The following is a 25,770-nucleotide window of genomic DNA, read 5'->3' as shown; positions in this document are numbered from 1 at the left end:
GACCCGGGGCCAGGGCATCGGGCTCCTAGCGTGCGAGGTCGAGCCACCCACCGAACCCGGAGGGAGGCACCTCGAAAGGACGCCCATGAAGCTTCGCTCTCGAATCGCACTCTCCTCCCTGATGCTGGGAGCCGTCGCCCTCGGACTCGGCCAGGGCACCGCGACCGCCCAGCCGATGGCCGGTGAGGCCACGGTGGCCGCGGACTGCGCGACCCACACCGACGCCGTCAACACCGCACGTTCGGCCAAGGGTGGCAACCGCGTCGACCCGCACGAGTTCAGCCAGGCCCAGGTCGACCGCATGGAGGCCGCCTACCGCACCGCCGCTGCTGCCAAGGGACTGGCCCCCATGGCCAGCGGCAAGCTGGGCCACACCAGCAGCAGGAAGCCGGGGCCGACGACGCCCGCCTTCGCCGCGACCACGGTCAGCGTCTACTGGCACGTGATCACCAACGGCACGAGCGGCAAGCTGACGACGACGCAGATCCAGAGCCAGCTGAACGTCCTCAACAACGCCTACGCCTCGTCGGGCTTCTCGTTCACCCTCGCCGGCACGGAGACCACGACGAACAGCGACTGGTACAGCATCGCCTTCCCCGCCAGCGGACAGGAGCCGAGCGACGCCAAAGCGATGAAGACCGCCCTCCACAAGGGCACCAAGGCCGCGCTGAACATCTACTCGACGACGTTCTCCGACGGCACGCTGGGCTACGCGCAGTTCCCGTCCACGAACAACACCACCCTCGACGGTGTCGTCATCGACTACAGGAGCATCCCCGGGGGCAGCCTGTCGCCGTACAACCAGGGCGACACCGCCACTCACGAGGTGGGCCACTGGGTCGGGCTCTACCACACCTTCCAGGGCGGCTGCTCGGGTGGCGACTTGGTGAGCGACACCCCGGCCGAGGCCTCCCCGGCGTTCGGGTGCCCGACCGGTCGGGACACCTGCTCCGCCACTGGTCTCGACCCGATCAAGAACTTCATGGACTACACGGACGACTCGTGCATGAACACCTTCTCGGCCGGGCAGACCACCCGCATGCAGAACCAGTGGGTCACCTACCGCGGCTGACAGCCAGCTGACAGCACGGTAGGCAGGTGAGGGCAGCGGCCCTCGCGGCCTAGCACACGACCGAGGCCCCGGCGGAGACGCCGGGGCCTCGGCATGTCGTTTTGCGACAACGGATAACGTGGCCGGTCCCATGAGTACCGCAGCCGCTTCGCACCTTTCACCAGCCTTCCCGGAGCGGGCGGCGTGGGGGACGGCCGACAAGCTGCGCGCCTGGCAGCAGGCCGCGCTCACGGCATACCTGCGCGCCGACCCACGGGACTTCCTCGCGGTCGCCACGCCCGGCGCCGGGAAGACCACCTACGCGCTGCGCCTGGCCACCGAGCTGCTCGGCCGGGGCACCATCTCGGCCGTGACGATCGTCGCGCCCACCGAGCACCTCAAGACGCAGTGGGCCGAGGCGGCCGCGCGGGTCGGCATCCACATCGACCCCAGGTTCTCCAACTCCTCGGCCCGGCACTCCAGCGAGTACGACGGCGTCGCGCTGACCTACGCCCAGGTGGCGAGCAAGCCCGCACTGCACCGCACCCGCACCGAGTCGGCGCCGACCCTCGTCATCCTCGACGAGATCCACCACGGCGGCGACGCCCTGTCGTGGGGCGACGCGATCCGTGAGGCGTTCGAGCCGGCCACCCGCCGGCTCGCCCTCACCGGCACGCCGTTCCGCTCCGACACCTCGCCCATCCCGTTCGTCACCTATGCGGAGGATGCCGACGGCATCCGCCGCTCGTCGGCCGACTACACCTACGGGTATGCCGAGGCGTTGCGTGACGGGGTCGTGCGGCCCGTGCTGTTCCTCGCCTACGGCGGCGCCATGCGCTGGCGCACCAAGGCCGGCGACGAGATCGCGGCCCGGCTGGGGGAGCTGCTCACCAAGGACTCGATGGCGCAAGCCTGGCGCACCGCGCTGGACCCCAAGGGGGAGTGGATCCCCTCCGTCCTCGCCGCCGCCGACAAGCGCCTGACCGAGGTGCGGCGCGGCGTGCCCGACGCCGGTGGCCTCGTGATCGCCTCGAACCAGACCGCGGCGCGCGCGTACGCCAAGACCCTCGAGGCCATCACCGGGGAGAAGCCCACCCTGGTGCTCTCCGACGACGCGGGCTCGTCGTCGCGGATCGAGGAGTACGCGGCGAGCGAGTCGCGCTGGATGGTCGCCGTGCGGATGGTGTCCGAGGGCGTCGACGTGCCCCGGCTCTGTGTCGGCGTCTATGCGACCTCGACGTCCACCCCGCTGTTCTTCGCCCAGGCGGTCGGACGCTTCGTCCGCGCCCGCCGGCGCGGCGAGACGGCCTCGGTCTTCCTACCGTCCGTGCCTGTCATCCTCGAGCACGCGGCCCGGCTCGAGGACGAGCGCGACCACGCCCTCGACCGGGTCAGCAAGGACGACAGCGCGGCGTCCATGTGGGCTGAGGAGGACGCCCTCCTCGACGCCGCCAACCGCACCGCACGCACCCCCGACATCGACCAGCTGGCCTTCGAGGCGCTCGAGTCCGACGCGGAGTTCGACCACGTGCTCTTCGACGCGAAGCAGTTCGGGCTCAACGCCGTCACCGGGTCGGAGGAGGAGCAGGAGTACCTCGGTCTGCCGGGGCTGCTCGAGCCGGACCAGATGGCGGTGCTGCTCCACGAGCGCCAGACCGCCCAGAGCACCCGTCGCCCCCGCAAGGTGGAGCAGCCGGTGTCGGCGCACCGGGCGCTCGCGGCCCAGCGCCAGGAGCTCAACAAGCTGGTCGCCGCCTACGCGCGCAAGAAGGGCACCCCGCACGGGGTCGTCCACAACGAGCTGCGGCGGGCCTGCGGTGGGCCCGCCCTCGACGAGGCCACCTCGGAGCAGGTCGTCGCACGGGTCGAGAAGATCCGGGCCTGGTTCGTCGGCCGCCGCTGATCGCGTCGCCGTCCGGCCCCCTGTCGGTTCGATGTAAACGCGCCGGGAGTCCCCGGTGGGTTTACCTCGAACCGGCGCGTGTTCCGGGGGACGTGAGCCGGGTCAGGTGACATGCTGCGGTCATGGACGACCTGGCTGACAGCATCTGGAACCGCGCGGCACTCGAGGCCGGTGGCTCCGACCCGGGCGAGGGTGACAAGGCGCTCGCCGCTGCCCTGCGCCTGCACAGCTCGGCGATGGCGGACGGCGTCCTCGATGCCGTGCAGAGCATGACGGACGAGGAGCTGGACGCGGCCGAGGCGGGCTACCGCTGGCTGCACGTGCCGGCGGCCTCGGAGGCGATCGCGGCGGTGCGTCGCGCGATCGCCGACGGAGCCCTCGACGACCCGACCAGCGCGAGTGCCCTCGACCTGTCGTCCGACGACCACTACGACGAGGCGATCGAGGACGACGCCGCGCTGGACAGTGCGTTCCGCGCCCGGCTGAGCACCGACCCCGACGCCTTCTCCGCGGTCTAGGCGGCATCACCGCCGGAGGGCTAGCGTGGCCGGCAACGGCGACGCCCGGCCGCCGAGGACGGAGCAGGACATGGCCAACCACGTGTACTCCATCTCCGAGGTCGTCGGCACCTCACCCGACGGCATCGAGGCCGCGGTCGGCAATGCCGTCACCCAGGCCGCCAAGACGGTGCGCAACCTGGACTGGTTCGAGGTGCAGAGCGTCCGTGGACAGATCGCGGACGGAGCGGTCGCGCACTGGCAGGTGACGGTCAAGCTCGGCTTCCGGCTCGACGACTGAGTCAGGAGCGAGCCGTCGATGCCGCGCGGACCAGGGGGAGGGTGCGCAGCGGGATGCGGGTCGCCAGCGAGATCGCCGTGTTCGCCCGGATGACGTGCTCGTCGTCGACCACCGCGTCGATGACCCGCTGCAGGTCGGCGTTGTCGCGCGCGACGATGTGGATGAACAGGTCACCCGAACCGGTGATGGTGTGCGCCTCCAGCACCTCGGGGATGCCGGAGAGGTGGTCGACCACGGGGGTGTGGCCGCGCCCCTGGCGGATCTCGAGCGTGCAGAACGCCGACACCGGGTAGCCCATCGCCGCGGCGTCGAGCTGCGGCGCCCACGACCGGATCACCCCGTGCTGGACCAGCCGGTCGAGCCGGGCCTGCACCGTGCCGCGGGCCACGCCGAGATCGCGTGAGGCGCCGAGCACCCCGATCTGGGGCTGCTCGCTGAACAGGGTGATCAGCCGACCGTCGAGCTCGTCGAGGTTCATGGGCACATTGTCCACTGTCCGGGCGGGTATGACCAACAGTCTGCGCAGACTGTGCAGCCCAACCGCGCACGGTTGCACACTGTGCCCCCAGCCCGGCACCCTGCACGCATGACCACTCACGCCACGGACACTGCCCTGGACCTGACGCCGCAGGAGCGCGAGGCCAACCTCGACATCGAGCAGCTCAAGCAGCTGGTCGGCCTCGTTGAGTACGACGAGAGCAAGGACCCGTTCCCGGTCACCGGCTGGGACTCGATCGTCTTCGTCGTCGGCAACGCGAGCCAGACCGCGCACTACTACCAGTCCGCGTGGGGCATGGAGCTGGTCGCCTACAGCGGCCCCGAGAACGGCCAGCGCGACCACAAGTCGTTCGTCCTCAAGTCGGGCTCGATCCGCTTCGTCATCAACGGCGCGGTCAGCCCCGACAGCCCGCTGATCGCCCACCACGCCAAGCACGGTGACGGTGTGGTCGACATCTCGCTCGAGGTGCCCGACGTCGACAAGTGCGTGGCGCAGGCCAAGCGCGCCGGCGCCCGCGTGGTCCGCGAGGCCGAGGACGTCACCGACGAGCACGGCACGGTGCGGATCGCCTCGATCGCGACCTACGGCGAGACGGTGCACACCCTCGTCGACCGCTCGCGCTACGACGGCCCCTACCTGCCGGGCTACGTCGCGAGGACGTCCACCTGGGTCAAGCGCGAGGGTTCGCCCAAGCGCCTCTTCCAGGCCCTCGACCACATCGTCGGCAACGTCGAGCTCGGCAAGATGGACGAGTGGGTGACCTTCTACAACAAGGTCATGGGCTTCGTGAACATGGCCGAGTTCATCGGCGACGACATCGCCACCGACTACTCCGCGCTGATGTCCAAGGTCGTGGCGAACGGCAACCACCGGGTCAAGTTCCCCCTCAACGAGCCGGCCATCGCCAAGCGCAAGAGCCAGATCGACGAGTACCTGGAGTTCTACAACGGTCCCGGTGCCCAGCACCTCGCCCTGGCGACGAACGACATCCTGCGCACCGTCGACGAGCTGCGCGCGAACGGCGTCGAGTTCCTCGACACCCCCGACTCCTACTACGAGGACGAGGAGCTGCGCGCCCGCATCGGCGAGGTGCGGGCCCCGATCGAGGAGCTGCAGAAGCGCAAGATCCTCGTCGACCGTGACGAGGACGGCTACCTCCTGCAGATCTTCACCAAGCCCCTCGGCGACCGCCCGACGGTGTTCTTCGAGATCATCGAGCGGCACGGTTCCCTCGGCTTCGGCAAGGGCAACTTCAAGGCGCTCTTCGAGGCCATCGAGCGCGAGCAGGACGCGCGCGGCAACCTCTGAGCCGCACCGCACGACAGGGGCACTGACCTGCGGTGGGCGTGGGAGGAAGGCTCCTGCGCGCGTGAGAGGCTTGCGGCATGAGCACGCCCACGACTCCCGGCTGGTACGACGACCCCGAGGACGACACCCAGCTGCGGTACTTCGACGGCGTGGTCTGGAGCAAGCACACGACGCCCCGCTCGACGCGGCCCGCGACAGGGGTGGCGCAGCCCGGTCAGCAGCAGTTCCCGGGACAGGGCCACCCACCGCAGTACCCGGGCCAGGGCGGGACCCAGGCGCCGACGCCGAGCCCGGTGCCGGGCCAGGTGCAGGGGCAGCCGCCGGCGACCGGTGGCTGGTCGGCCCCACCGACACCCCAGCCGGGACAGCAGAACCCGCAGTTCCCCGGGTCGCCGCAGGGCGGCTGGAACGCCCCGACCTACGGCGGCGTGCAGCGGGTGGCTACCACCCCTGACGGCCAGCCGCTCGCGAGCTACTGGCAGCGGGTCGGCGCGTTCATCCTCGACGGCATCATCCAGTTCGTGCTGATGCTGGTGCTCGGTGGCTGGTTCCTGTTCAAGGGCTTCGAGCCCGTGTGGGACGAGCTGGTCACGGCCATGGACTCCGGGGACCCGGGCGCCTTCGACCGGATCACCGCCGACAACGTCAACTTCGGTTACATCCTGGCCTTCGGCGTCATCGCTGCCGTCATCACCTTCGGGTACGCCGTGTTCTTCCTCAGCCGCACCGGCGCCACGCCCGGCAAGGCCGCGGTCGGCATCAGCGTGCGGCTGCGCGACCGGCCCGGCGTGCTGTCCGTCGGCGATGCGGCCAAGCGCACGTCACTGCAGGCCGGGCTCAGCCTGCTGGGCAACATCCCGTTGCTCGGCAACCTGTTCTCGCTCGTGGCCCTGGTCGACCTCCTGTGGCCGGCCTGGGACGAGCGAAGGCAGGCCCTGCACGACAAGCTCGCGCGGACGAACGTCGTGGTGGGGAAGCAGCCCAGGGGCTAGGCCGCCGGGTCAGCGGGACGGCAGGATCGTGCCGCTGACCTCGCCCAGCTCGAGGCGCGCACCGTCGGTGCCGGTGGCCCACGCGCGCAGCACGACCGTGTCGCCGTCCTCGAGGAAGGTGCGCTCGCTGCCGTCCTCGAGCTGCACCGGTTCGGTGCCGTTCCACGAGAGCTCGAGGAAGCTCCCACGGGTCTCCTTAGCGGCGCCCGAGATGGTGCCCGATCCGAACAGGTCACCGCTGCGGATGGAGGCGCCGTTGACCGACAGGTGCGCCAGCATCTGGGCCGGCGACCAGTAGATGTCGCGGAACTCCGGCCGGGCGACGACGGTGCCGTTCCAGTCCACCTCGAGGTGCAGGTCGAGCCCGAACACCGCGTCGGCCCGACCACGCAGGTAGGGGAGCGGCTCGGGGTCCTGGCCGGGCAGCGGGACATGGGCCGACGCCAGGGCCGCCATCGGGGTGACCCAGGCGCTGATCGAGGTCCCGAACGACTTGCCCAGGAAGGGCCCGAGCGGCACGTACTCCCAGGCCTGGAGGTCGCGGGCGCTCCAGTCGTTGAGCAGGACGACACCGAAGAGGTGCTGCTCCGCGGCGAGGCCGACGTCGACCGGCTCGCCGAGCGTCGTGCCGCCGCCCACGACGAAGCCCAGCTCGGCCTCGATGTCGAGCTTGCGGCTCGGCCCGAAGGTCGGCGCCGGGTCGCTCGGGGCCTTGCGCTGGCCCTGCGGCCGGACGAGGTCGGTGCCGGAGACGACGACCGTCCCGGAGCGACCGTGGTAGCCGATCGGCAGGTGCTTCCAGTTCGGGGTGAGCGGCTCGGAGTCGGGGCGGAAGATGCGGCCGACGTTCGTGGCGTGGTGCTCGCTGGCGTAGAAGTCGACGTAGTCGGCGACCTCGATCGGCAGGTGCACGGTGACGTCGGCGAGCGGCACCAGGTGCGGCCGGACGCCCTCCGCGTGGACGTCGTCGGTGAGGATCTCGACCAGCCACGCGCGGGCGACCGCCCAGGCCTCGTGGCCCAGGTCGAGGAAGGCGTTGAGGCTCGGCTGCTCCCACGCGGCCGTCAGGTCGGGGCCGTCGCCCACACCGACGGCGTCCCGCCCGATCCGGGCGACCTCGCTGGCGTCGAGCACCCAGTCGCCGATCCGCACGCCGACCCGGGGCGTGGTGCGCGAGGTCGAGAAGACGCCGTAGGGGAGGTGGGCGACCCCGAACGGGTGGCCGGCGGGGAGGTCGAGCCAGGACTGTGCGGGCATCGTGGCGGTGACCGGCGTGGAGGGGGAGGACACGTCAGGCTCCTTGGATGAGGCCGAGGGTGGTCAGCTCGCCGAGCGGGTCGGTGACCTCGCAGCAGCCGTAGGCCGTGAAGAAGGCCCGCACGATCGCCGCGTCCGCGGCGCTCATGCGGGTGATCTGGGGGACGAGGACGGCCGGGTCGCGCTCGGCCAGCAGGGGCACCAGCTCGTCGACCTCCTCGCCGTTGAGCGCCCAGCGGACCGCCGCCAGGACGTTGAGCAGGCCGTGCTGCTCCTGGCCGTCGTGGGTGCCGCGGACGACGTGGTGCAGCCCGCCGGTCAGCTTGAAGCCGAGGTCATGGTCGATGGCGGTGCGGACGAAGGTCGCGAGCTCGGCCTCGTCGGGCCAGGCCCAGGTCTCGGTCGCGCCCGTGCGGAACTTTGCTTGCAGGACAACGGAATCGGAGGCGTCGGCGGCGATGTCGGCGACGGCTGTCTCCTGCTCGGAGCCGCGCGGCACCTCGAGGGTGCGGGGGAGCCCACCGAAGTCCGTGGCCCGCCAGTCCGGGGTCCAGCCGAGCTCCACCCCCGCGACCTCGACGCCGGGAATCCGGCGCAGCAGCGCCACCGCGTCGGCCACCTCGGAGGCCGGGGTGCCGGGCCGGCCGATGACCCCGACAGCCAGTGCTGCCCCGTCGAGCAGGCCGGTGAGGTCGGGGGCAGCCGAGGCGGGGACGAGCAGCGGACCGACGCACGCGGCATACCGGCTCGCGCGGTGGATGCGGTGGAGCCGCACGGCCTCCGCGAGCGGTGCGTTGCCCGGGGGGAAGACGGCGGCGTCGTCGACGAGGCCGGCGAACAGGGCCGGCTCGGCCGGGCGGTCGGCCACGGCATCCGACAGCGAGGTCATGGCGGTGAGGCTACCGGGCAGCCCACGGTGTCGGGATGGCGGTCGGTCGTGCAATGCTCGCCCCAACCGGACGAGGGACCACCGGACGAGAGAGTGAGCGATGGCGTTCTACCAGCACCAGGGCAACATCCCGCCGAAGCGGCACACCCAGCACCGCCGGCCGGCCGGCCGAGGCAAGCAGGGCGAGCTCTACTACGAGGAGCTGATGGGGGAGGAGGGCTTCTCCTCCGACTCCTCGCTGCTCTACCACCGCAACATCCCCTCGACCGTCGCGGGCGCGCGGGAGTGGGTGATCGGCGACCTGTCGACGACGCCGAACCACCCGCTGATGCCCAGGCACCTCAAGCTGCACGACCTCTTCGAGGCCAAGGACGTGAAGAACACCGACGTCGTGACCGGCCGTCGCCTCGTCCTCGGCAACGGCGACGTGCGCATCTCGTATGCCGTGGCCGGAGCTCCCAGCCCGTGGTACCGCAACGGGATCGGCGACGAGTGCGTGTACGTCGAGCGCGGGAGGGCGCGGGTCGAGACGGTGTTCGGGGCGTTCGACGTGGCCGAGGGCGACTACCTGGTCATCCCGCGGGCGACGACGCATCGCTGGATCCCGAAGCGCTCGGCCAAGGAGCCGCTGCGGACCTACTGCATCGAGGCGAACTCCCACATCGCCCCGCCCAAGCGCTACCTGTCCAAGTACGGCCAGCTGCTCGAGCACGCGCCTTACTGCGAGCGCGACCTGCGCGCACCGGCCGGCCCGCTGCTCGCCGAGGACGTCGGCGGAGAGCCGGGCGACGAGACCGAGGTCTACATCAAGCACCGCGGCAACGGACCGGGCGGGATCGTCGGGACGGTGCACACCCTGCCCTTCCACCCGCTCGACGTCGTCGGCTGGGACGGGTGCCTCTACCCCTACGCGTTCAACGTGCGGGACTACGAGCCGATCACAGGACGGGTGCACCAGCCGCCGCCGGTGCACCAGGTCTTCGAGGGCTGGAACTTCGTGATCTGCAACTTCGTGCCGCGCAAGGTCGACTACCACCCGCTCTCGATCCCGGTGCCCTACTACCACTCGAACGTCGACAGCGACGAGATCATGTTCTACGTCGACGGGGACTACGAGGCCCGCAAGGGCTCGGGCATCGGCAAGGGCTCGATCTCGGTGCACCCGGGCGGTCATGCCCACGGGCCGCAGCCCGGGGCGTCGGAGGCGTCGATCGGCGTCGAGTACTTCGACGAGCTGGCCGTCATGGTCGACACCTTCCGCCCGCTCGAGCTCGGTGAGGGCGGTCGGGCCGTCGACGACGGGAAGTACGCCTGGTCGTGGAGCCGCGGTCGCACCGGCGACGGTGGCACGGGGGACGGCTCCGACTACAGCATCGGCTGACCGCATCGGCTGACCGGCAGACTTTGCCAGTTCGGCATGGTCTGTCGTGTCATGCCCGGGTTAGGCTGAAAGACCCGCCCCGTCGACGACGACGAGGCCCGCGCACCCGGGAGCCGCCCCCGCTCCCGGCCACTTGTCGTTGGAGGCAATCGTGACGTCCGCCCGCACCGCCGTCCAGGACCTCGGCCAGCACGAGACGAGCCGTCGCGAGATGCTCGCGCTCGCGGTCGTCGGAGGGGCCGGAGCGGCCTTCTTCGCCAGTGCCCCGCGGGCCGACGCGGTGCCCGAAGCCGGCCGGCCAACGGCGAAGACGCCGCCCACCTTCCGGCTGACCGTGCTGGGCACGACCGACACCCACGGCAACGCGCTGAACTGGGACTACTTCAAGGACGTCGAGTACGACGACTCGGCGCACAACGACATCGGCCTGGCCAAGATCGCCACCCTGGTCAGCGCTGTCCGGGCCGAGCGCGGCGCCCAGAACACCCTCCTGCTCGACGCGGGCGACACGATCCAGGGCACCCCGCTGGCCTACTACTACGCCAAGGTCGACCCGATCACGGGCGGGTCGAAGCACCCGATGGCCAAGGCGATGAACGCGATCGGCTACGACGCGGCCGCCCTGGGCAACCACGAGTTCAACTACGGGCTCGACACCCTGCGGGCCTTCGAGTCGCAGTGCAGCTTCCCGCTGCTCAGCGCCAACTCGGTCGACTGGACCAGCGGCGCCCCGATCTTCAAGCCCTACGTGATCCGCACCTTCCAGGTCCGGGGGAGCAAGCCGGTCAAGGTCGGCATCCTCGGCCTCGTGACGCCCGGCGTCGCCATCTGGGACAAGGCCAACGTCGAGGGACTGGTGAAGTTCCCGGGCATCGTCGAGCAGGCAAAGGTGATGGTCCCGCGGCTGAAGCAGGCCGGGTGCGACCTCGTCATCGTCTCGTGCCACTCGGGCTCCAAGCCCGGCTCGTCGTACGGCGACGCGCTGCCGTTCCCGGAGAACGCGTCCCGCCAGCTCGCGGAAGAGGTTGCGGGTGTCGACGCGGTCCTCGTGGGGCACGCCCACGAGGAGGTCGTCGAGCTGCTCGTGCCGAGCAAGGTCACGCCCGGCAAGAAGGTGCTGCTGACCGAGCCGCTCAAGTGGGGGATGCGGCTGTCCGTCATGGACTTCGTCCTCGAGTTCAGCAAGGGCCGCTGGCACCTCACCAGCTCTCGTGCGACGCTCCTCGACGCGAAGACGGTCCCGGAGGACCCCGAGGTGGCCGCCCTCGTGCTCGAGGACCACGCCATCGTGCGCACCTACGTCAACTCCGTCATCGGCACCTGCACCGTGGCCATGTCGGCGGCGACGGCCCGGTTCGAGGACACCGCCGCGATCGACTTCATCAACCACGTGCAGGCCGACGCCGTGAAGGCGGCGCTGGCCGGCACCCCCGACGAGTCGCTGCCGGTCTTGTCGATCGCCGCGCCCTTCAACCGCGATGCCGCGATCCCCGCGGGCAACGTCACCGTGCGCGACGTCGCGGGCCTGTACATCTACGACAACACGCTCCTCGGCATCCGCTTCACCGGCGCGCAGGTCAAGGCCTACCTCGAGTACTCCGCCGCCTACTTCAAGACCGTCACCGGCACCGGACCCTTCGCCCCCGACGCCGTGACCGGTGCCATCAGCCCGACGACCGGCAGCCCCATCCCGGACTACAACTACGACATCATGGGCGGCCTCGACGCCTCCCTGGCCTACGACATCGACATCGCCCAGCCGGTGGGCCAGCGGATCGCCAACCTCACCTACGCCGGGCAACCGATCGACCCGGCAGCGGGGTTCGTCATCGCCATCAACAACTACCGCCAGTCCGGTGGTGGCGGCTTCCCCGGCGTGACCACGGCTCCGGTCCTCTACAACGCGCAGGTCGAGATCCGGCAGCTCCTCATCGACTGGGCCACCGACCAGGGCGTGATCGACCCGACCACCTTCACCACGTACGACTGGAAGCTCGTCTCGAACGGCCAGCCCGTCGTCGTCGAGGGAGCCGCCGAGGGCGGCCGCCACTAGGTCGGCCGTCGCCCCGCCTGGTCAGTCATCGGCCAGTCGTCGGCCGGTCGGGTCAGTCGTCAGCCGGTCGTCGGCCGGTCGGGTCAGGTCGTGGTCGGGTTGTGGTCAGGTCGTGGTCAGGTCGTGGTCAGCCGGTAGCCGCGCTTGACCACGGTCTTGACCATTCCCTTGTGCCCCACGGCTTCGCGGAGCCGGGCGATGGCCACCTCGGCCGCGTGCGGGTCGGTCGAGTCCCCGGGGAGGACCGACAGCACCTGGGCGCGGGTGACCACCTCGCCCCCGGCGTCGGCCAGCACGCGCAGCACCTCGAGGCCGCTGGGTGACACGGGGAGGACGTGGTCGTCGAGCAGTGCGACGGTGCGCCGGACCTGGAGTCGTCCGGCGGTCGTCTGGACCGCGGAGGTCTGGGCCTGCTCGTAGTGGTTGACGAGGGTGCGGACGAGGGCGCCGAGCCGTCCGCGGTCGGGGACGATCGGTTGGATGCCCCTCTCCTGCAACGGTTTCGCCGTCACCGGACCGACGGCGGCCACCACCATGCTGCCGCTGCAGGTGCGCGCCACGATCTCGGCGCCGACGCCTTGGGCGTCCATCTCGGCGAGCCAGGCCGCTGCGCCGGGGGCGGAGGTGAAGACGGCCGCGTCGATCTCGCCGTCGGCCGCGGCGAGGACGGACAGCTTGAGGGCCACCGGATCGGGGGGCGGGCCCCAGCGGTAGACGACGAGGCTGCGGACCTGCGCCCCAGCGGCGGCCAGCTCGGTGTCGAGCCCATCGGCCCCGGCGCCGTGGTGCTGCACCGCGACCACCTGGTCGGCGACGCCTTCGGCCAGCAGCAGGTCGAGGATCTCCGCGCTCGTCTCCGACTCGGCCACCCAGTCCGCCTGCAGCCCGGCGGCCTGGATCGCCCCGTTGGCCTTGGGGCCACGCGCGATGATCCGCGCCCGGGAGAGGACCTGCACGAGCTGGTCGGCCAGACCGGCGGCGTCGGCCGCCTCCACCCACCCCCGGAACCCGATGCCCGTCGTGATGACCACGATGTCGGGTGGGGCGTCGAGGAGCTCCCGGGTGTGGGCCAACAGCTCGTCATCGTGCTCGTGGGGCACGATGCTCAGGGCCGGGGCGTGCCGCACGGTGGCGCCGCGCCGGGTCAGCGCCGAGGCCAGCTCTCCGGACCGGCGGTCGGCGGTCACCAGCACGACGCAGCCGGTCATCACCTGGCCCAGGCGGGTGCTCACGGCGGCGCCGCCAGGAAGCCCTCGGCGGCCACGGCCCCCACGACGACGACCGCCGGGGCACGCACCTGCCGGGCGGCGCAGGTCGCGGCGATGGTCGACAGGGTGCCCCGGGTGACCCGCTGCGTGTCGAGGCTGGCGTCCTCGATGACCGCCACCGGTACCTGCTCGGATGCCCCGGCCGAGAGCAGGCGGGCGACGTGGTCGGCCAGCAGGCTGATGCCCATCAGGACCACGAGGGTCGCCTCGCCCCGCACCACCGCCCCGACAGCGGTGTCGTCGAGCCGGCCGTGGCCGTGGGCGACGTGCACGGCGGCGACCGTGCCCCGGTGGGTGACGGGGATGCCGGCCGCCGCCGGAGCCGCCAGGGCCGAGCTCACTCCGGGCACGACCTCGACCGGTATGCCGTGGGCCGCCAGCGCGAGTTCCTCCTCACCCCCGCGGCCGAAGAGGAAGGGGTCGCCACCCTTGAGGCGCACGACCAGCCGACCTCGCTGGGCGTGGTCGACCAGGATCCGGTTGATCTCGTCCTGCGTGACGGCGTGCAGGCCGGGCGTCTTGCCGACGTCGACGACCTCGACGTCGCGCGGCAGGTCCGCCAGGACGCTGGTCGGGCCGAGCCGGTCGGTGACCACCACGTCCGCCTCGGACAGCAGCCGACGGGCCCGCAGGGTCATCAGGTCGGCGGCCCCGGGGCCGCCGCCGACGAGCACGACCCGCCCACGGACCCCTTCCCGGCGACGTCGGGCACGCAGGTCCAGGTCGCCGGAGTGCAGGGTCCACTCGAGCCGGTCGCGCACCGCGGCGGCCCGGCGCGGGTCGGGGTGGCCGGTCGACACCACCCCGACGAGCAGGTCGGCGTGCTCGGTGGTGGCCGGCGTGCGGGCGGTCCCCAGCTCGGCGTCGCTGGCGCACACGCTCCAGATGCGGGCGGCGGTGGCCCACTGCGAGACCCGGGCGTTCACGCCCGGGTCGTCGGTGGCGGCGTGGACCAGCCAGGTGTCGGCGAGGTCCCTCTCCTCGACCTCGCGGTCGACCCACTCGACAGTGCCGTCGGCGACCGCGTCGAACAGGTCCTCACACAGCTGCGGGGCGACCACGGTGACCAGGGCTCCGTCCCGGGCCAGGGCGTTGGCGCGGCGGGCGGCCACCGGTCCACCGCCGGCCACGACCACGCGCCGCCCGGTGACGTCCAGGCCGACCAGGGTCGTCATGTCGCACCGCCGGGAGGACCAGGGGCGGGCAGGCCGACGCTGACGACTCCGTCGACGACGGTCACGGCATACGACTGCAACGGCTTCGGCTCCTTGCCCACGGCGTCCAGGCACTCGCCGGTGCGCAGGTCGAAGACCTGCTTGTACATCGGCGACGCGACGGTGGGCACGTCTCCCCGGCTCCCCACGATCCCTCGGGACATGACGTTCGCGGCGCTGTAGGGGTCGAGCTGCTGCACGGCATACACCTGGTCGTCGTGCGTGCGGAACAGCGCGACCTGCACGCCGTCGAGCAAGGCGGCGGCGCCGCGCTCCGGGGACAGGTCGGCCAGCACGCACACCTCGTGCCACGTCAGGGCCGCCGCGGCTGCCACCTCGGCGCTGACCTCCACGCTCATCGCCGCACCTCCAGGGTCGTCCCGGCGATCAGGACGCCCGAGTCGGCCCGCTCGGACTCGGTGGCCGGACGCGGCTGCCCGCGCTCGCTGACGTAGGCGAGGGTGTCGTCGGGCTGGTCCGGGGCGTTGACGAAGGACCCGAAGCGCCGCAGGGTCTCGGGGTCGTCGAGGGCGGCGGCCCACTCGTCCTCGTAGCCGTCGACGTGACCAGCCATCGCGAGGTCGAGGTCGGCACCGATCCCGAGCGAGTCGTCGAGCACGACCGCCCGGATGGCGTCGAGGCCGCCCTCGTGGTCCTCCACCCAGGCGGCGGTCCGCTGGAGGCGGTCGGCGGTGCGGACGTAGTACATGAGGAAGCGGTCGATGGTGCGCACCAGGGTCTCGGTGTCGAGGTCCTCGGCCAGGAGCTGGGCGTGCCGCGGGGTGAAGCCGCCATTGCCACCCACGTAGAGGTTCCAGCCCTGGTCCGTCGCGATGACCCCGACGTCCTTGCCGCGCGCCTCGGCGCACTCGCGTGCGCAGCCCGACACCCCGAGCTTGAGCTTGTGGGGCGACCGGAGCCCGCGGTAGCGCAGCTCCAACGCGATGGCCAGGCCCACGGAGTCCTGCACGCCGTAGCGGCACCACGTCGAGCCGACGCACGACTTCACCGTGCGCAGCGACTTCCCGTAGGCGTGGCCCGACTCGAACCCCGCGTCCACGAGCCGCTTCCAGATCTTCGGCAGCTGCTCGATCCGGGCCCCGAACAGGTCGATCCGCTGGCCGCCGGTGATCTTCGTGTAGAGCCCGAAGTCCTTGGCGACCTCGCCGATGGCGATCAGCCCCTCGGGGGTGACCTCACCGCCGGGGATGCGCGGGACGACGGAGTACGAGCCGTCCTTCTGCAGGTTGGCCATCACGTGGTCGTTGGTGTCCTGCAACGACGCCCGCTCGCCCTCGAGGATGTGACCGGTGCCGAGCGAGGCGAGGATCGAGCCGATCACCGGCTTGCAGATGTCGCAGCCACGGCCGGTGCCGTGCTTGGCGATGATCTCGCTGAACGTCGTCAGCCCCTGCACCCGCACGACGTCGAAGAGCTGCGCGCGGGACAGCTCGAAGTGCTCGCACAGCGCGCTGCTGACCTCGATGCCGGACTTCTCCAGCTCGGTCGTGACCAGGCGCTTCACGAGGGGGAGGCAGGAGCCGCAGCTCGTGCCGGCGCGGGTGCACGCCTTCACCCCGGCGAGGTCGGTGCACCCCGCGTCGGTCACCGAGCAGCGGATGGCACCGGCGGTGACGTTGTTGCAGGAGCAGACCGCCGCGTCGTCCGGGAGGTCGCCAGCGGGAGCCGGCGCGGCCCCCTCGGGGAGCAGGTATGCCGCGGGGTCGCCACCGAGCGCGCGGCCGACCATGGGGCGCAGGGCGGCGTAGGCGCTGGCGTCGCCGACGAGGATGCCGCCGCGCAGGGTGCGGGCGTCGTCGGACATCACGAGCTTCTTGTAGACGCCGGCGACGGGGTCGGAGATGACCACCTCGAGCCCACCGGGCTCCGCGGCGAAGGCATCACCGAACGACGCGACGTCGACGCCCAGCAGCTTCAGCTTGGTGGACAGGTCGGCCCCCGGGAAGGTGCCCTCCCCGCCCAGGAGCCGGTCGGCCACGATCTCGGCCATGGTGTAGCCGGGGGCGACCAGGCCGAGGGTGCGGCCACCGATGCACGCGACCTCGCCCACCGCCCAGACGGCCGGGTCACTCGTGGCGCAGGTGTCGTCGACGACGACGCCGCCGCGCTCCCCGACCTCGAGACCGGACTCGCGGGCGAGCTCGTCGCGCGGACGGACCCCGACGGCGAAGACGACCACGTCGACGTCGAGCGGGGCACCCTCGGCGAACTCCATGCGCGAGACCCGGCCGAGCCGTCCCACGATCTTGGCGGTCGCCGTGCCGGTGCGGACGGTGACGCCCAGCGCCTCGATCAGGCGCCGCAGCGCCTCGCCGCCACCCTCGTCGACCTGCAGGGGCATCAGGCGGGGCGCGAACTCGACGACGGTCGTGTGCACGTCGAGGGCGGTGAGCGCCCCGGCGGCTTCCAGCCCGAGCAGGCCGCCGCCGACCACGGCCCCGCGCAGCGGGCGGTCGACCTCGGTGCGCAGGTTCTCCACGTAGGAGCGCAGTCCCGCCACGTCGTCGATGGTGCGGTAGACGAACGCGCCGCGGAGGTCCTTGCCCGGGACCGGGGGCACGGCGGCATACGAACCGGTCGCCAGCACGAGGGAGTCGTAGGGCAGGACGCGGCCGTCGGAGGTGCTGACCGTGTGTCCGTCGCGGTCGACGGAGGTGGCGGCGACGCCGCGCCGCAGCGTCACCAGCGGGTCGTCCCACAGCTCCTGGCCACCGAGCGCCAGGTCGTCGGGGTCGCGACCGGTGAAGTAGGACGTCAGGGCAACCCGGTCGTAGGGGGCACGCGGCTCTTCACAGAGCAGCGTCACCGCCCACTGGCCCGCCACGTCCCGGGAGCGCAGGGCATCCACCAGCCGGCGCGCGACCATCCCGCCGCCGACGACGACGAGCTGGCGCGGAACCGTGGGCTGGACCATGGCGGCCACGTTAGGAGCCCGCCGTTTCGGTGCTGTGGATCATGTGTTTCCCCTTCGTTACGTGGTTCTCACCGGTGCCGGCGCCCTCGGGTGAGGTCACGGGCACCAGCCAGTCGAGGAGCGCGCAGACGTCGTCGTGGCACCCGCCGCAGCCTGTGGTGGCGCGGGTGGCGGCGGCGACCTCGGCGACGCTGGTCGCGCCGTCCCGGACGCACGCCGTGATGCCGGCCTTGGTCACGCCGTTGCACCGGCAGACCGCGGTGTCGTCGGCCAGGTCGGCGGGGGAGCTGGGGCCGAGGCCCTGGTGCGGCACGAGCGCCGGGAGCAGCAGGTATGCCGGGTCGGCCGGCACCGGCGTGCGCCGGGTGTACGTCGTGACCAGGTCGGCGGCGACGGCGCCGGCGCCCACACACGTGGCGCCGACCAGCTGACCGCCGGACACGACGACCTCGACGTGCCGGCCGACGTCGGGGTCGCTGAGGCGCAGGGTGCGCTGGGCCGGGTCGTCCGTCCGAGCCGAACCACACACGCCCATGGTCACGACGTCGAGGCCGTGGGCCTTGAGCCGCACCACGTCGCTGCCTGACGTCGACGACCGGCGAGCCAGGTCGGTGCTGACCGTGCGGGAGGGGTTCCCGGAGGTGCTGGAGTCGCGGCAGAGGTGGGCGGCGAGGCGTCGGGACTGCTCCCACCCCTGGGCCACCAGGCCGGTGCCGCCCTCAGGGGGCTGGGCGCAGTCGCCGATCGCGAAGATCCGGTGGTCGTCGGGGGAGCGGAGGTCGTCGTCGACCACGACCCCGCGATCCACGCCGAGCCCGGCGCTCGCTGCGAGCGTCGTGCTGGGCACGGTGCCGGTCGCGAGCACCAGGAGGTCGGTCGGCACCAGCTCGCCGTCGTCGAGCCGCAGTCCGGTGAGGCGGCCTCCCTCGACGACCGCGCTGGTGGCTCCGACGCCGACGCGCTGGTCGATACCGAGGCGTGCCATCGCGAGCTCGACCACCCGTCCTGCCTCGGCGTCGAGCTGACGCTCCATGAGCGTGCTCGCGGGGTGCACCACGGTGACGGCGACGCCGCGCCGGGCGAGACCGCAGGCCGCCTCCATCCCGAGCACACCCGCACCGAGCACCACGGCGCGGGTGGCGTTGAGGGTGGCGGCCACGACCTCACGCGCGTCGTCGATGGTGCGCAGGGCGTGGACGCCGGCCGTCAGGTCGTCGCTGGGGAACGGGTCGTCGCGGTCCACCGGGGCGGCGCTGCGCAGGCCCGGCAGTGGGGGCACCCGGGCCGCCGAACCGGTGGCCAGCACGAGGCGGTCGTAACGCAGTCGGGCGCCGTCGGTGGTGACGACGACGCGGTCCTCGCGGTCGAGGTGGGAGACGGGTGCGCCGCGCAGCACCGTCAGCCGTGGACTGGTGGGGGTGGGGAGGGTGAGGGCCGAGAGGTCGTGCTTGCCGGCCACGACCTCGCTCAGCAGCACGCGGTTGTAGGGCTCGCAGGCCTCCGCCCCCACGACGGTGATGTCGTAGCGGCCACTGGTGTCGGCGGCCAGCAGGTCCTCGACGAACCGCGACCCGACCATGCCGTTCCCGACGACGACGAGGCGGGTCATGCCGGCACCCCCGCCGTCGGTCGGGCTGAGCCAGCGGGCTGCACCCGCGCGGCGGTGACGTCCACGGCGCAGACCTTGAACTCGGGCATGCCCGAGACGGGGTCGGTCGCGTCCGTGGTGAGCCGGTTGACACTGCCGGTGCCGGCCCAGTGGAACGGCACGAACACCGTGTCGGGGCGGATCGAGTCGGTCACCCTGGCCGGGACGGCGAGCGAGCCCCGCGCCGTGGTCAGCCGCACCCGCTCACCGTCCGCGATGCCGATCCGCGCGGCCAGCAAGGGATGGACCTCGGCGAAGGCGCCCGGCACCGCGCCTGCGAGGGCCGGCACCCGCCGGGTCTGGGCGCCGGACTGGTAGTGCTGCAGGACCCGCCCGGTCACGAGGTAGAGGGGGGCGTCGGGGCGGAGGTCGTCAGCCGGACCGAGGTGGTCGACCGCCACCATCCGGGCCCGTCCGTCCGGAGTCGGGAAGGACTCGGCGAACAGACGTGGGGTGCCCGGGTGGTTGGGCTCCCCGTCGCCGGTGGCGGGGCACGGCCAGTGCAGCGCCTCGTCGCCGTCCAGCCGTGCGTGGCTGAGGCCGCTGTAGTCGGCCCGGCCGCCGCGGCTGGCCCGGGCGAGCTCGTCGAAGACCAGGCTGGGCTCGGTGTCCCAGGTGCCGGCGGCACCGAGCCGTGCGGCGAGCTGGGCCCAGACCCAGAGCTCGCTGCGCGCGCCCGCGGGCGGCTCGACGGCCTTGCGTCGCCGGATGACGCGACCCTCGAGGGAGGTCATGGTGCCCTCCTCCTCGGCCCATTGGGTGACCGGGAGGACCACGTCGGCCAGCAGCGCCGTCTCGGACGGGACGAAGTCACAGACCACGAGCAGGTCGAGGGCCGCGAGCCGGTCGGCCACGCGGTGGACGTTCGGGGCGCTGACCAGGACGTTGGAGCCGTGCACCAGCAGGGCCCGCGGACCGTCGGCGGTGCCGAGGGAGGCCAGCAGCTCGACGGCGGGCATTCCCTTGCCGGGCAACGACTCCGGCGACACCCCCCAGACCGCGGCCACGTGGGCGCGCGCCGCGGGGTCGTCGATCATGCGGTAGCCGGGCAGCTGGTCGGCCTTCTGCCCGTGCTCGCGGCCACCTTGGCCGTTGCCCTGACCGGTCACCGCGCCGTACCCGCTGCCCACCCGGCCCGGGAGACCGAGCAGGAGCGACAGCGTGATGGCCGCCGAGACCGTGGCGGTGCCCTGCCGGGACTGCTCGACGCCTCGGCCGGTGAGCACGAAGGCACCCGTGCCGCCACGGGACGGGCTGGCTGCGGCGAGCAGCCGCGCCGTGTCGCGCAGGAGGTCGGCCGGGACGCCGCAGACCTGTTCGGCCCGCTCCGGCCACCACAGGGCCGAGCGACGCTTGACGTCCTCGAGCCCGTTCGTGCGTCGCTCCAGGTAGTCGGCGTCGACGAGGCCGTCGGTGAGGAGCACGTGCTGAAGCGCCAGGAGGACGACCAGGTCGGTGCCCGGCACCGGCTGGAGGTGCAGCCCCTGGCCGTCGGCCGCGAGGTCGGCGGTCGCGCTGCGGCGTGGGTCGACGACGACCAGCCCACCCCGACCGCGCACCCCGGCGAGGTGGGCGACCGACGGGGGCATGGTCTCGGCCAGGTTGCTCCCCAGCAGCAGGACGGCGTCGGCGCTGGCCAGGTCCGTCAGCGGGAACGGCAACCCCCGGTCCACGCCGAGTGACCGGTTGGCAGCGGCTGCGGCACTGCTCATGCAGAACCGTCCGTTGTAGTCGATGTTCGCGGTGCCGAGCGCCACCCGGGCGAACTTGCCCAGCTGGTAAGCCTTTTCGTTGGTCAGCCCGCCACCGCCGAACACCGCGACGGCGTCCGGCCCGGAGTCCCGCCGGATCGCGAGCAGCCGGTCGGCCACGAGGTCGAGGGCGTCCTCCCAGCTCGAGGGGGCCAGCTCGCCGTCGACCCCCCGGACCAGGGGGCTGGTCAGGCGGTCAGGGCTGGTCAGGACCTCCGCGCTCGTCCAGCCCTTCTGGCAGAGCCCACCCCGGTTGGTGGGGAAGGCCCTGCCCTCGACGATGACGCCGTTGGCACCGTCGACTCCGGGGTTGGCCGTCAGGGTCTGGGCGCACTGCAGGGCGCAGTACGGGCAGTGGGTCGCGACACTGTCGGCCCGGACGGTGGAGGTGGAGGTCGTCGTCACGAAGGCTCAGATCGACTCGGCGGCGAGGGTGGAGCCCTTCCGGGCGTACACGGCATACGTGGTGATGGCCATGAGCAGGTAGGCGACCACGAACACCCACAGGGCCGGGACGAGCGAGCCGTAGTGGGCCTTGGCCATGGCGAACCCGCGGGGGATGAAGAAGCCTCCGTAGGCGCCCACGGCACCGGCGATGCCGATGCACCCGGCGGCGGTCTTGCGCGCGATGGGCAGGCGGTCGGCGCTGACCCCGGCCCGGAAGACCGCGGGGATCATCCGGTAGGTGGCGCCGTTGCCGATCCCGGCTCCGACGAAGAGCACGAGGAAGGAGCCGAAGAACACCACGAAGCTGTGGGACTTCAGGCCCTCGATGGCCCCGATCGCGCCGGCCATGAGGAGGGTGAAGGACGCGATCGTGACGCGGGCGCCACCGAGCCGGTCGGCCACCATGCCACCGAGTGGGCGGGTCAGCGCCCCGATCAGGGCACCCAGGAACGCGATCGTCGTGGGCGTCTCGGGGAACTGGGTCTTGAGCAGGGTGGGGAAGGCCCCCGAGTAGCCGATGAACGACCCGAAGGTGCCGATGTAGAGGAACGAGATGATCCAGGTGTGCCGGTTGCGGGTGGCCGCCGCGAAGCTGCGGTAGTCAGCCTTGGCGCCGGTGAGGTTGTCCATGCCCTTCCAGGCCAGGACGGCCGCGATGATCGCCAGGGGGATGAACATCAACCCGGCTCGCTCGAGGTGCGTGCCGGCCCCGATGACGATGACGGCAGGCACGACCATCTGCACGAGGCCGGTGCCGAGGTTGCCGCCGGCGGCGTTGAGGCCCAGCGCCTTGCCCTTCTCGGCCTCGGGGAAGAAGAAGGAGATGTTGGTCATCGAGGAGGCGAAGTTGCCGCCGCCGAACCCGGCGAGGGCGGCGCAGGCGAGCAGGAGGCCGAACGACGACGACGGCTCCGTGACCACCCAGGCGAGGGCGGACGCCGGCAGGAGCAGCAGCAGGGCCGAGATGATGGTCCAGTTGCGGCCACCGAACAGCGGTACGGCGAAGGTGTAGGGGATCCGCACCGTCGCGCCCACCAGGCTCGGCACGGCGATGAGCCAGAACTGCTGGTCGAGGGTGAGGGTGAAGCCGGCGCCCGGGAGCAGTGGCACGACCACGCTCCACAGGGCCCAGACGCAGAAGCCGAGGAACTCGGCGAAGACGGACAGGGTCAGGTTGCGGCGGGCGATGGCGCGGCCGCCGCCGCGCCAGAAGGTGGGGTCCTCAGGATCCCAGTGGTCGATCCAGCGGCCGCTGCGGTGCGTGGGTGCGGCGGTGGTGGTGGACGACGAGGGCGGCGTGGTCGTGGTCGGCGACGTCGCGGTCGTGGGTTCGGGGCTCAGGTTCGTGGTCACGCAGTCAGCGTGGCAAGACCGTGTTTCCCGACCCGACGGCTGCCGTAAAGGCTCCGTAACCATTGCCGCACAGGTGGTTCCGGGTGGCTGTGAGAACAGCGACCCCGCCTCGACCTCTGGCCACGCCTGGCTCACCCGCGCCCCCGGTCCGGGGTGCGACACAGCACCGCTGGCCAGAAGTGGGGAACTCGTCGGGGCAGCGGCCGGACGACTAGGCGCTGACACCGACGGCGACCGCCCGGTCTGCTCGCAGGGCGGTCACGTCGATGTGGACGACGTCCGCGACCACCTCGACCGGGACGGTGCGCAGACGCTGTTGCGGGAGGTCGACCGCGTTCAGGCAGGCGCCGGTCCGCAGGTCGAACACGAGGTGGTACATCGGCGACACCACGACCGGCGTGCGGCCGACCCGTGACATCCGGCCACCGGCGACCCCGCACCCGGTGTAGGGGTTGCGGTCCTCGACCGCCCAGACCCGGTCCCCGGCGCGGAACAGCGCGAGGGGCACGCCGGCGACCGTGATGGCGGCGCCGTGCCGGGTCGGCACGTGCTTGAGGCCGCAGAGCGCCACGAGGTCGGGCGCCACCCGCGCCGAGGCCACCCGTGCGGACGCCATCTGCGCGGCGGCCGTCCGCGGTCGCGGGGCAGCATCGGGTTCCTCGTCCACGCGGCCACGCTAGGGACCGGCTGTTTCGCGACGAGGGTGCCCGTGTGACGTCCCTGTAAACCTTCGCGCGGGGAGCGGGCGGCTCCTCAGGCGGGGGAGCCGGTCGTCTCGACTCCTGCGGCGGCCAGCTGGGCCAGGGCTGCTCTCGTGGTCTCGGGAGCGACGCCGGCGGTGAGGTCGAGCAGCACCGTCGTCTCGAACCCCTCGTCCGCGGAGTCCAGCGCCGTGGCGCGGACGCAGTGGTCGGTGGCGATGCCCACGACGTCGACCTGCTCGATGGCCCGGTCGCGCAGCCAGTCCGCGAGCGCGACCCTGCGGTCCGCCTCGACGGTGAACCCCTCGAAGCCGCTGTACGCAGCGCTGTGGTGGCCCTTGCGGAAGATCGCCTCGACGTGCTCGAAAGCGGGCTCGGCAGCAGGGTGGAAGAGCGCGCCGTCACTGCCGACGCGGCAGTGCGCGGGCCAGCTGTCCACGAAGTCGGGGTCGGGCGAGAAGTGCGCACCCGGGTCCTCGTGCCAGTCGGCCGTGGCGACGATCGCGGCGTAGTCGTCGAGGTGCGCGACCACGTGCGCACTGATCCGGCGGGCCACCTCGGCCCCACCGGCGACGGCCAGCGAGCCACCCTCGCAGAAGTCGTTCTGCACGTCGACGATGACCAGTGCGCGGCTCATGCGGCGACGCTACTGCCCGCCGCGAGCCGACGCGTGGTCAGTCCTCGTAGACGGTGGGGATCACGGGCTCGCCGCGCTGCAGACGCAGGGCCGCGGCGGGGAGCTCGGCGAGGGAGACGGCATGGCGCTCGCGGGCGTCCTCGAGGGTCGACGTCGAGACGGTGCGCCCCCCAGCCATGAGCGGGACGAGCAGCTCGCGGTCGTCGCCGTCGTCGAGGGGTGGCTCGCCGATGCCGAGCACCTCGGCCTCGGCGATGCCCTTGGCGTTGCGCCGGCGCAGTGCGTACTTGCGCCCCGCGACCGACGCCTTGTCCTTGCTCTTCTTGGCGACCCCGACCAGCACGCCGTCGTCGTCGCCGCGCGCCACGAGCTTGTAGACCATGCCGGCCGTCGGGGCGCCCGACCCGGTCACCAACGATGTCCCCACGCCGTAGCGGTCCACCGGGCCGGCCGCCAGGGCCGCGATGGCGTACTCGTCGAGGTCGCTGGTCACCACGATCTGGGTCCGGGTGGCGCCCAGCCGGTCGAGCTGGTCGCGCACCTCGCGGGCCTGCACCAGCAGGTCACCCGAGTCGAGCCGCACGCCACCGAGCTCGGGCCCGGCGAGCTCGACCGCGAGGGCTACCGCCGTGGGCACGTCGTAGGTGTCGACCAGCAACGTCGTGCCCTTGCCGAGCGCCGCGATCTGGGCGGCGAACGCCTCCCGCTCGTCGTCGTGCAGGAGGCTGAAGGCGTGCGCGGCGGTGCCCGCCGTCGGCACCCCGAACCGCCGTCCCGCCTCCAGGTTGGAGGTGGTCGCGAAGCCGGCGAGGTATGCCGCGCGGGCGGCGGCGACCGCCGCCTCCTCGTGCGTGCGGCGCGACCCCATCTCGATGCACGGCCGGTCACCGGCCGCCGAGGTCATCCGCGACGCGGCGGAGGCGATCGCGCTGTCGTGGTTGAGGATGCTGAGGACGAGGGTCTCCAGGACCACCCCGTGGGCGAAGTCGGACTCGACCACGAGCACCGGTGAGCCGGGGAAGTAGCTCTCGCCCTCGGCATACCCCCAGACGTCCCCGTCGAAGCGGTAGTCGGCGAGGAAGGCCAGGGTGGGCCCGTCCACGACGCCACGCAGGTGCTCGAGCTCGGCGTCCGCGAAGCGGAACCGCTCGATCGCGTCGAGCAGCCGGCCGGTGCCGGCGACCACGCCGTAGCGGCGGCCGTCGGGCAACCGGCGGGCGAACACCTCGAAGACGCAGCGGCGCGCGGCCGCCCCGCTGCGGAGGGCGGCTTCGAGCATCGTGAGCTCGTAGTGGTCGGTCAACAGGGCGGTGCTGGGTGAACGCGGGGTCACGCTCGCAGCCTAAGGTGGACCCGTGCCCCGTGCTGTCCCCACCATCACGTCCACTGCGGTGATGTCGATCGCGCCCGTGGAGCAGGAGAGTGTCTCCACGGAGGAGCTCGCCGACGTGGACGTCCCGTGGATCACGTTGGTGTGGAACGACCCGGTCAACCTGATGTCCTACGTGACCTTCGTCTTCCAGACCTACTTCGGCTACTCCAAGGCCAAGGCCGAGCGGCTGATGATGGACGTCCACGTGAAGGGCCGCGCCGTCGTGTCAACCGGTGCCCGTGAGCGCATGGAGACCGATACCGAGGCCCTCCAGGGCTACGGCCTGTGGGCCACCTTCCAGAAGGACAGCTGA

The 25,770-nt window shown here is 72.1% G+C and carries 22 protein-coding genes; 9 read left to right on the top strand and 13 right to left on the bottom strand.

The genetic code is table 11. From position 1 onward, the window contains the following. Nucleotides 1-85: 85 nt before the first annotated feature. The 4 genes from ASG91_RS16635 (at nt 86) to ASG91_RS16620 (ending at nt 3,752) form a co-directional block, all read left to right on the top strand. Nucleotides 86-1,072: a zinc metalloprotease gene (locus ASG91_RS16635; protein WP_056923709.1), complete on the top strand. Its 987-nt coding sequence runs from the start codon at nt 86-88 to the stop codon at nt 1,070-1,072. 130 nt (nt 1,073-1,202) lie between these two features. Continuing rightward, nucleotides 1,203-2,954, top strand: coding sequence for a DEAD/DEAH box helicase (locus ASG91_RS16630; protein ID WP_056923708.1), 1,752 nt, complete (start codon nt 1,203-1,205; stop codon nt 2,952-2,954). A 122-nt stretch (nt 2,955-3,076) separates the two neighbouring features. Beyond that, nucleotides 3,077-3,472 (top strand): hypothetical protein, encoded by a 396-nt coding sequence (locus ASG91_RS16625; protein WP_056923707.1) that lies wholly within the window; start codon nt 3,077-3,079, stop codon nt 3,470-3,472. A gap of 70 nt (nt 3,473-3,542) precedes the next feature. Further along, on the top strand, nt 3,543-3,752 hold the full coding sequence (locus ASG91_RS16620; protein ID WP_056923837.1) for a dodecin: 210 nt from the start codon (nt 3,543-3,545) through the stop codon (nt 3,750-3,752). Between the two features lies 1 nt (nt 3,753). Here the strand turns inward: ASG91_RS16620 and ASG91_RS16615 are convergent, their stop codons facing one another. Continuing rightward, complete coding sequence (locus ASG91_RS16615) at nt 3,754-4,230, bottom strand: Lrp/AsnC family transcriptional regulator (protein ID WP_056923706.1); 477 nt, start codon at nt 4,228-4,230, stop codon at nt 3,754-3,756. 108 nt (nt 4,231-4,338) lie between these two features. On the opposite strand from ASG91_RS16615, the gene hppD reads away from it, so the two are divergent. Together hppD and ASG91_RS16605 are read left to right on the top strand one after the other, a co-directional pair. Then, on the top strand, nt 4,339-5,559 hold the full coding sequence (hppD, locus tag ASG91_RS16610; RefSeq protein WP_056923705.1) for a 4-hydroxyphenylpyruvate dioxygenase: 1,221 nt from the start codon (nt 4,339-4,341) through the stop codon (nt 5,557-5,559). A gap of 77 nt (nt 5,560-5,636) precedes the next feature. Continuing rightward, complete coding sequence (locus ASG91_RS16605) at nt 5,637-6,551, top strand: RDD family protein (protein ID WP_056923704.1); 915 nt, start codon at nt 5,637-5,639, stop codon at nt 6,549-6,551. A 9-nt stretch (nt 6,552-6,560) separates the two neighbouring features. Here the strand turns inward: ASG91_RS16605 and fahA are convergent, their stop codons facing one another. Together fahA and ASG91_RS16595 are read right to left on the bottom strand one after the other, a co-directional pair. Next, entirely contained in the window at nt 6,561-7,808 is a 1,248-nt protein-coding gene (gene fahA, locus ASG91_RS16600; protein WP_056923836.1) for a fumarylacetoacetase, read from the bottom strand. Between the two features lie 34 nt (nt 7,809-7,842). Beyond that, nucleotides 7,843-8,697, bottom strand: a complete 855-nt coding sequence (locus ASG91_RS16595) for a hypothetical protein (protein ID WP_157606395.1) — start codon at nt 8,695-8,697, stop codon at nt 7,843-7,845. Between the two features lie 100 nt (nt 8,698-8,797). Here ASG91_RS16595 and ASG91_RS16590 point away from each other — a divergent pair, with 100 nt between their 5' ends. Further along, the gene (locus ASG91_RS16590; protein ID WP_056923703.1) at nt 8,798-10,078 is read left to right on the top strand and encodes a homogentisate 1,2-dioxygenase; all 1,281 of its coding nucleotides are present in this window, start codon (nt 8,798-8,800) and stop codon (nt 10,076-10,078) included. A gap of 151 nt (nt 10,079-10,229) precedes the next feature. Next, nucleotides 10,230-12,131 (top strand): bifunctional UDP-sugar hydrolase/5'-nucleotidase, encoded by a 1,902-nt coding sequence (locus ASG91_RS16585; RefSeq protein ID WP_235545705.1) that lies wholly within the window; start codon nt 10,230-10,232, stop codon nt 12,129-12,131. A gap of 116 nt (nt 12,132-12,247) precedes the next feature. Here the strand turns inward: ASG91_RS16585 and ASG91_RS16580 are convergent, their stop codons facing one another. The 10 genes from ASG91_RS16580 to ASG91_RS16535 form a co-directional block, all read right to left on the bottom strand. Then, entirely contained in the window at nt 12,248-13,339 is a 1,092-nt protein-coding gene (locus ASG91_RS16580; RefSeq protein WP_056923833.1) for a uroporphyrinogen-III synthase, read from the bottom strand. A gap of 20 nt (nt 13,340-13,359) precedes the next feature. Beyond that, nucleotides 13,360-14,574 carry a uroporphyrinogen-III C-methyltransferase gene (gene cobA / locus ASG91_RS16575; protein WP_056923702.1) on the bottom strand — a complete coding sequence of 405 codons (1,215 nt, stop codon included), beginning with the start codon at nt 14,572-14,574 and terminating at the stop codon, nt 13,360-13,362. Next, entirely contained in the window at nt 14,571-14,972 is a 402-nt protein-coding gene (gene nirD, locus ASG91_RS16570; protein WP_056923701.1) for a nitrite reductase small subunit NirD, read from the bottom strand. Before nirD ends, cobA begins: the two co-directional genes overlap by 4 nt. Next, the gene (gene nirB, locus ASG91_RS16565; protein ID WP_056923832.1) at nt 14,969-17,548 is read right to left on the bottom strand and encodes a nitrite reductase large subunit NirB; all 2,580 of its coding nucleotides are present in this window, start codon (nt 17,546-17,548) and stop codon (nt 14,969-14,971) included. The genes nirD and nirB overlap by 4 nt, the downstream gene beginning before the upstream one ends. 10 nt (nt 17,549-17,558) lie before the next feature. Beyond that, on the bottom strand, nt 17,559-19,157 hold the full coding sequence (locus ASG91_RS16560) for an FAD-dependent oxidoreductase (protein WP_082594246.1): 1,599 nt from the start codon (nt 19,155-19,157) through the stop codon (nt 17,559-17,561). After that, on the bottom strand, nt 19,154-21,352 hold the full coding sequence (locus ASG91_RS16555; RefSeq protein ID WP_056923700.1) for a molybdopterin oxidoreductase family protein: 2,199 nt from the start codon (nt 21,350-21,352) through the stop codon (nt 19,154-19,156). Before ASG91_RS16555 ends, ASG91_RS16560 begins: the two co-directional genes overlap by 4 nt. 6 nt (nt 21,353-21,358) lie before the next feature. Then, a complete protein-coding gene (locus ASG91_RS16550; RefSeq protein ID WP_056923699.1) occupies nt 21,359-22,747 on the bottom strand; it encodes an MFS transporter in 1,389 nt (462 codons plus the stop codon). A 211-nt stretch (nt 22,748-22,958) separates the two neighbouring features. Further along, nucleotides 22,959-23,414 (bottom strand): nitrite reductase (NAD(P)H) small subunit, encoded by a 456-nt coding sequence (locus ASG91_RS16545; protein WP_056923698.1) that lies wholly within the window; start codon nt 23,412-23,414, stop codon nt 22,959-22,961. Nucleotides 23,415-23,500: 86 nt separating this feature from the next. Beyond that, entirely contained in the window at nt 23,501-24,085 is a 585-nt protein-coding gene (locus ASG91_RS16540) for an isochorismatase family protein (protein WP_056923697.1), read from the bottom strand. Nucleotides 24,086-24,122: 37 nt separating this feature from the next. Then, nucleotides 24,123-25,418, bottom strand: coding sequence for a nicotinate phosphoribosyltransferase (locus ASG91_RS16535; protein WP_256363731.1), 1,296 nt, complete (start codon nt 25,416-25,418; stop codon nt 24,123-24,125). 61 nt (nt 25,419-25,479) lie between these two features. Here ASG91_RS16535 and clpS point away from each other — a divergent pair, with 61 nt between their 5' ends. Beyond that, on the top strand, nt 25,480-25,770 hold the full coding sequence (clpS, locus tag ASG91_RS16530; RefSeq protein ID WP_056923830.1) for an ATP-dependent Clp protease adapter ClpS: 291 nt from the start codon (nt 25,480-25,482) through the stop codon (nt 25,768-25,770).

This window comes from Phycicoccus sp. Soil802 (assembly GCF_001429605.1).
Classification (GTDB): Bacteria; Actinomycetota; Actinomycetes; order Actinomycetales; family Dermatophilaceae; genus Pedococcus.
This window is presented reverse-complemented; position numbering and strand designations above follow the sequence as displayed.

Bases quoted from the DNA above. Each gene is read 5' to 3' on its own strand.
- nirD (WP_056923701.1), bottom strand. From the start codon at position 14,972: ATGAGCGTGGAGGTCAGCGCCGAGGTGGCAGCCGCGGCGGCCCTGACG.
- ASG91_RS16615 (WP_056923706.1), bottom strand. From the start codon at position 4,230: ATGAACCTCGACGAGCTCGACGGTCGGCTGATCACCCTGTTCAGCGAG.
- ASG91_RS16620 (WP_056923837.1), top strand. From the start codon at position 3,543: ATGGCCAACCACGTGTACTCCATCTCCGAGGTCGTCGGCACCTCACCC.
- ASG91_RS16630 (WP_056923708.1), top strand. From the start codon at position 1,203: ATGAGTACCGCAGCCGCTTCGCACCTTTCACCAGCCTTCCCGGAGCGG.
- ASG91_RS16540 (WP_056923697.1), bottom strand. From the start codon at position 24,085: ATGAGCCGCGCACTGGTCATCGTCGACGTGCAGAACGACTTCTGCGAG.
- ASG91_RS16605 (WP_056923704.1), top strand. From the start codon at position 5,637: ATGAGCACGCCCACGACTCCCGGCTGGTACGACGACCCCGAGGACGAC.
- ASG91_RS16590 (WP_056923703.1), top strand. From the start codon at position 8,798: ATGGCGTTCTACCAGCACCAGGGCAACATCCCGCCGAAGCGGCACACC.
- clpS (WP_056923830.1), top strand. From the start codon at position 25,480: ATGTCGATCGCGCCCGTGGAGCAGGAGAGTGTCTCCACGGAGGAGCTC.
- ASG91_RS16580 (WP_056923833.1), bottom strand. From the start codon at position 13,339: ATGACCGGCTGCGTCGTGCTGGTGACCGCCGACCGCCGGTCCGGAGAG.
- cobA (WP_056923702.1), bottom strand. From the start codon at position 14,574: ATGACGACCCTGGTCGGCCTGGACGTCACCGGGCGGCGCGTGGTCGTG.
- ASG91_RS16625 (WP_056923707.1), top strand. From the start codon at position 3,077: ATGGACGACCTGGCTGACAGCATCTGGAACCGCGCGGCACTCGAGGCC.
- nirB (WP_056923832.1), bottom strand. From the start codon at position 17,548: ATGGTCCAGCCCACGGTTCCGCGCCAGCTCGTCGTCGTCGGCGGCGGG.
- fahA (WP_056923836.1), bottom strand. From the start codon at position 7,808: ATGCCCGCACAGTCCTGGCTCGACCTCCCCGCCGGCCACCCGTTCGGG.
- ASG91_RS16560 (WP_082594246.1), bottom strand. From the start codon at position 19,157: ATGACCCGCCTCGTCGTCGTCGGGAACGGCATGGTCGGGTCGCGGTTC.
- ASG91_RS16595 (WP_157606395.1), bottom strand. From the start codon at position 8,697: ATGACCTCGCTGTCGGATGCCGTGGCCGACCGCCCGGCCGAGCCGGCC.
- ASG91_RS16635 (WP_056923709.1), top strand. From the start codon at position 86: ATGAAGCTTCGCTCTCGAATCGCACTCTCCTCCCTGATGCTGGGAGCC.
- hppD (WP_056923705.1), top strand. From the start codon at position 4,339: ATGACCACTCACGCCACGGACACTGCCCTGGACCTGACGCCGCAGGAG.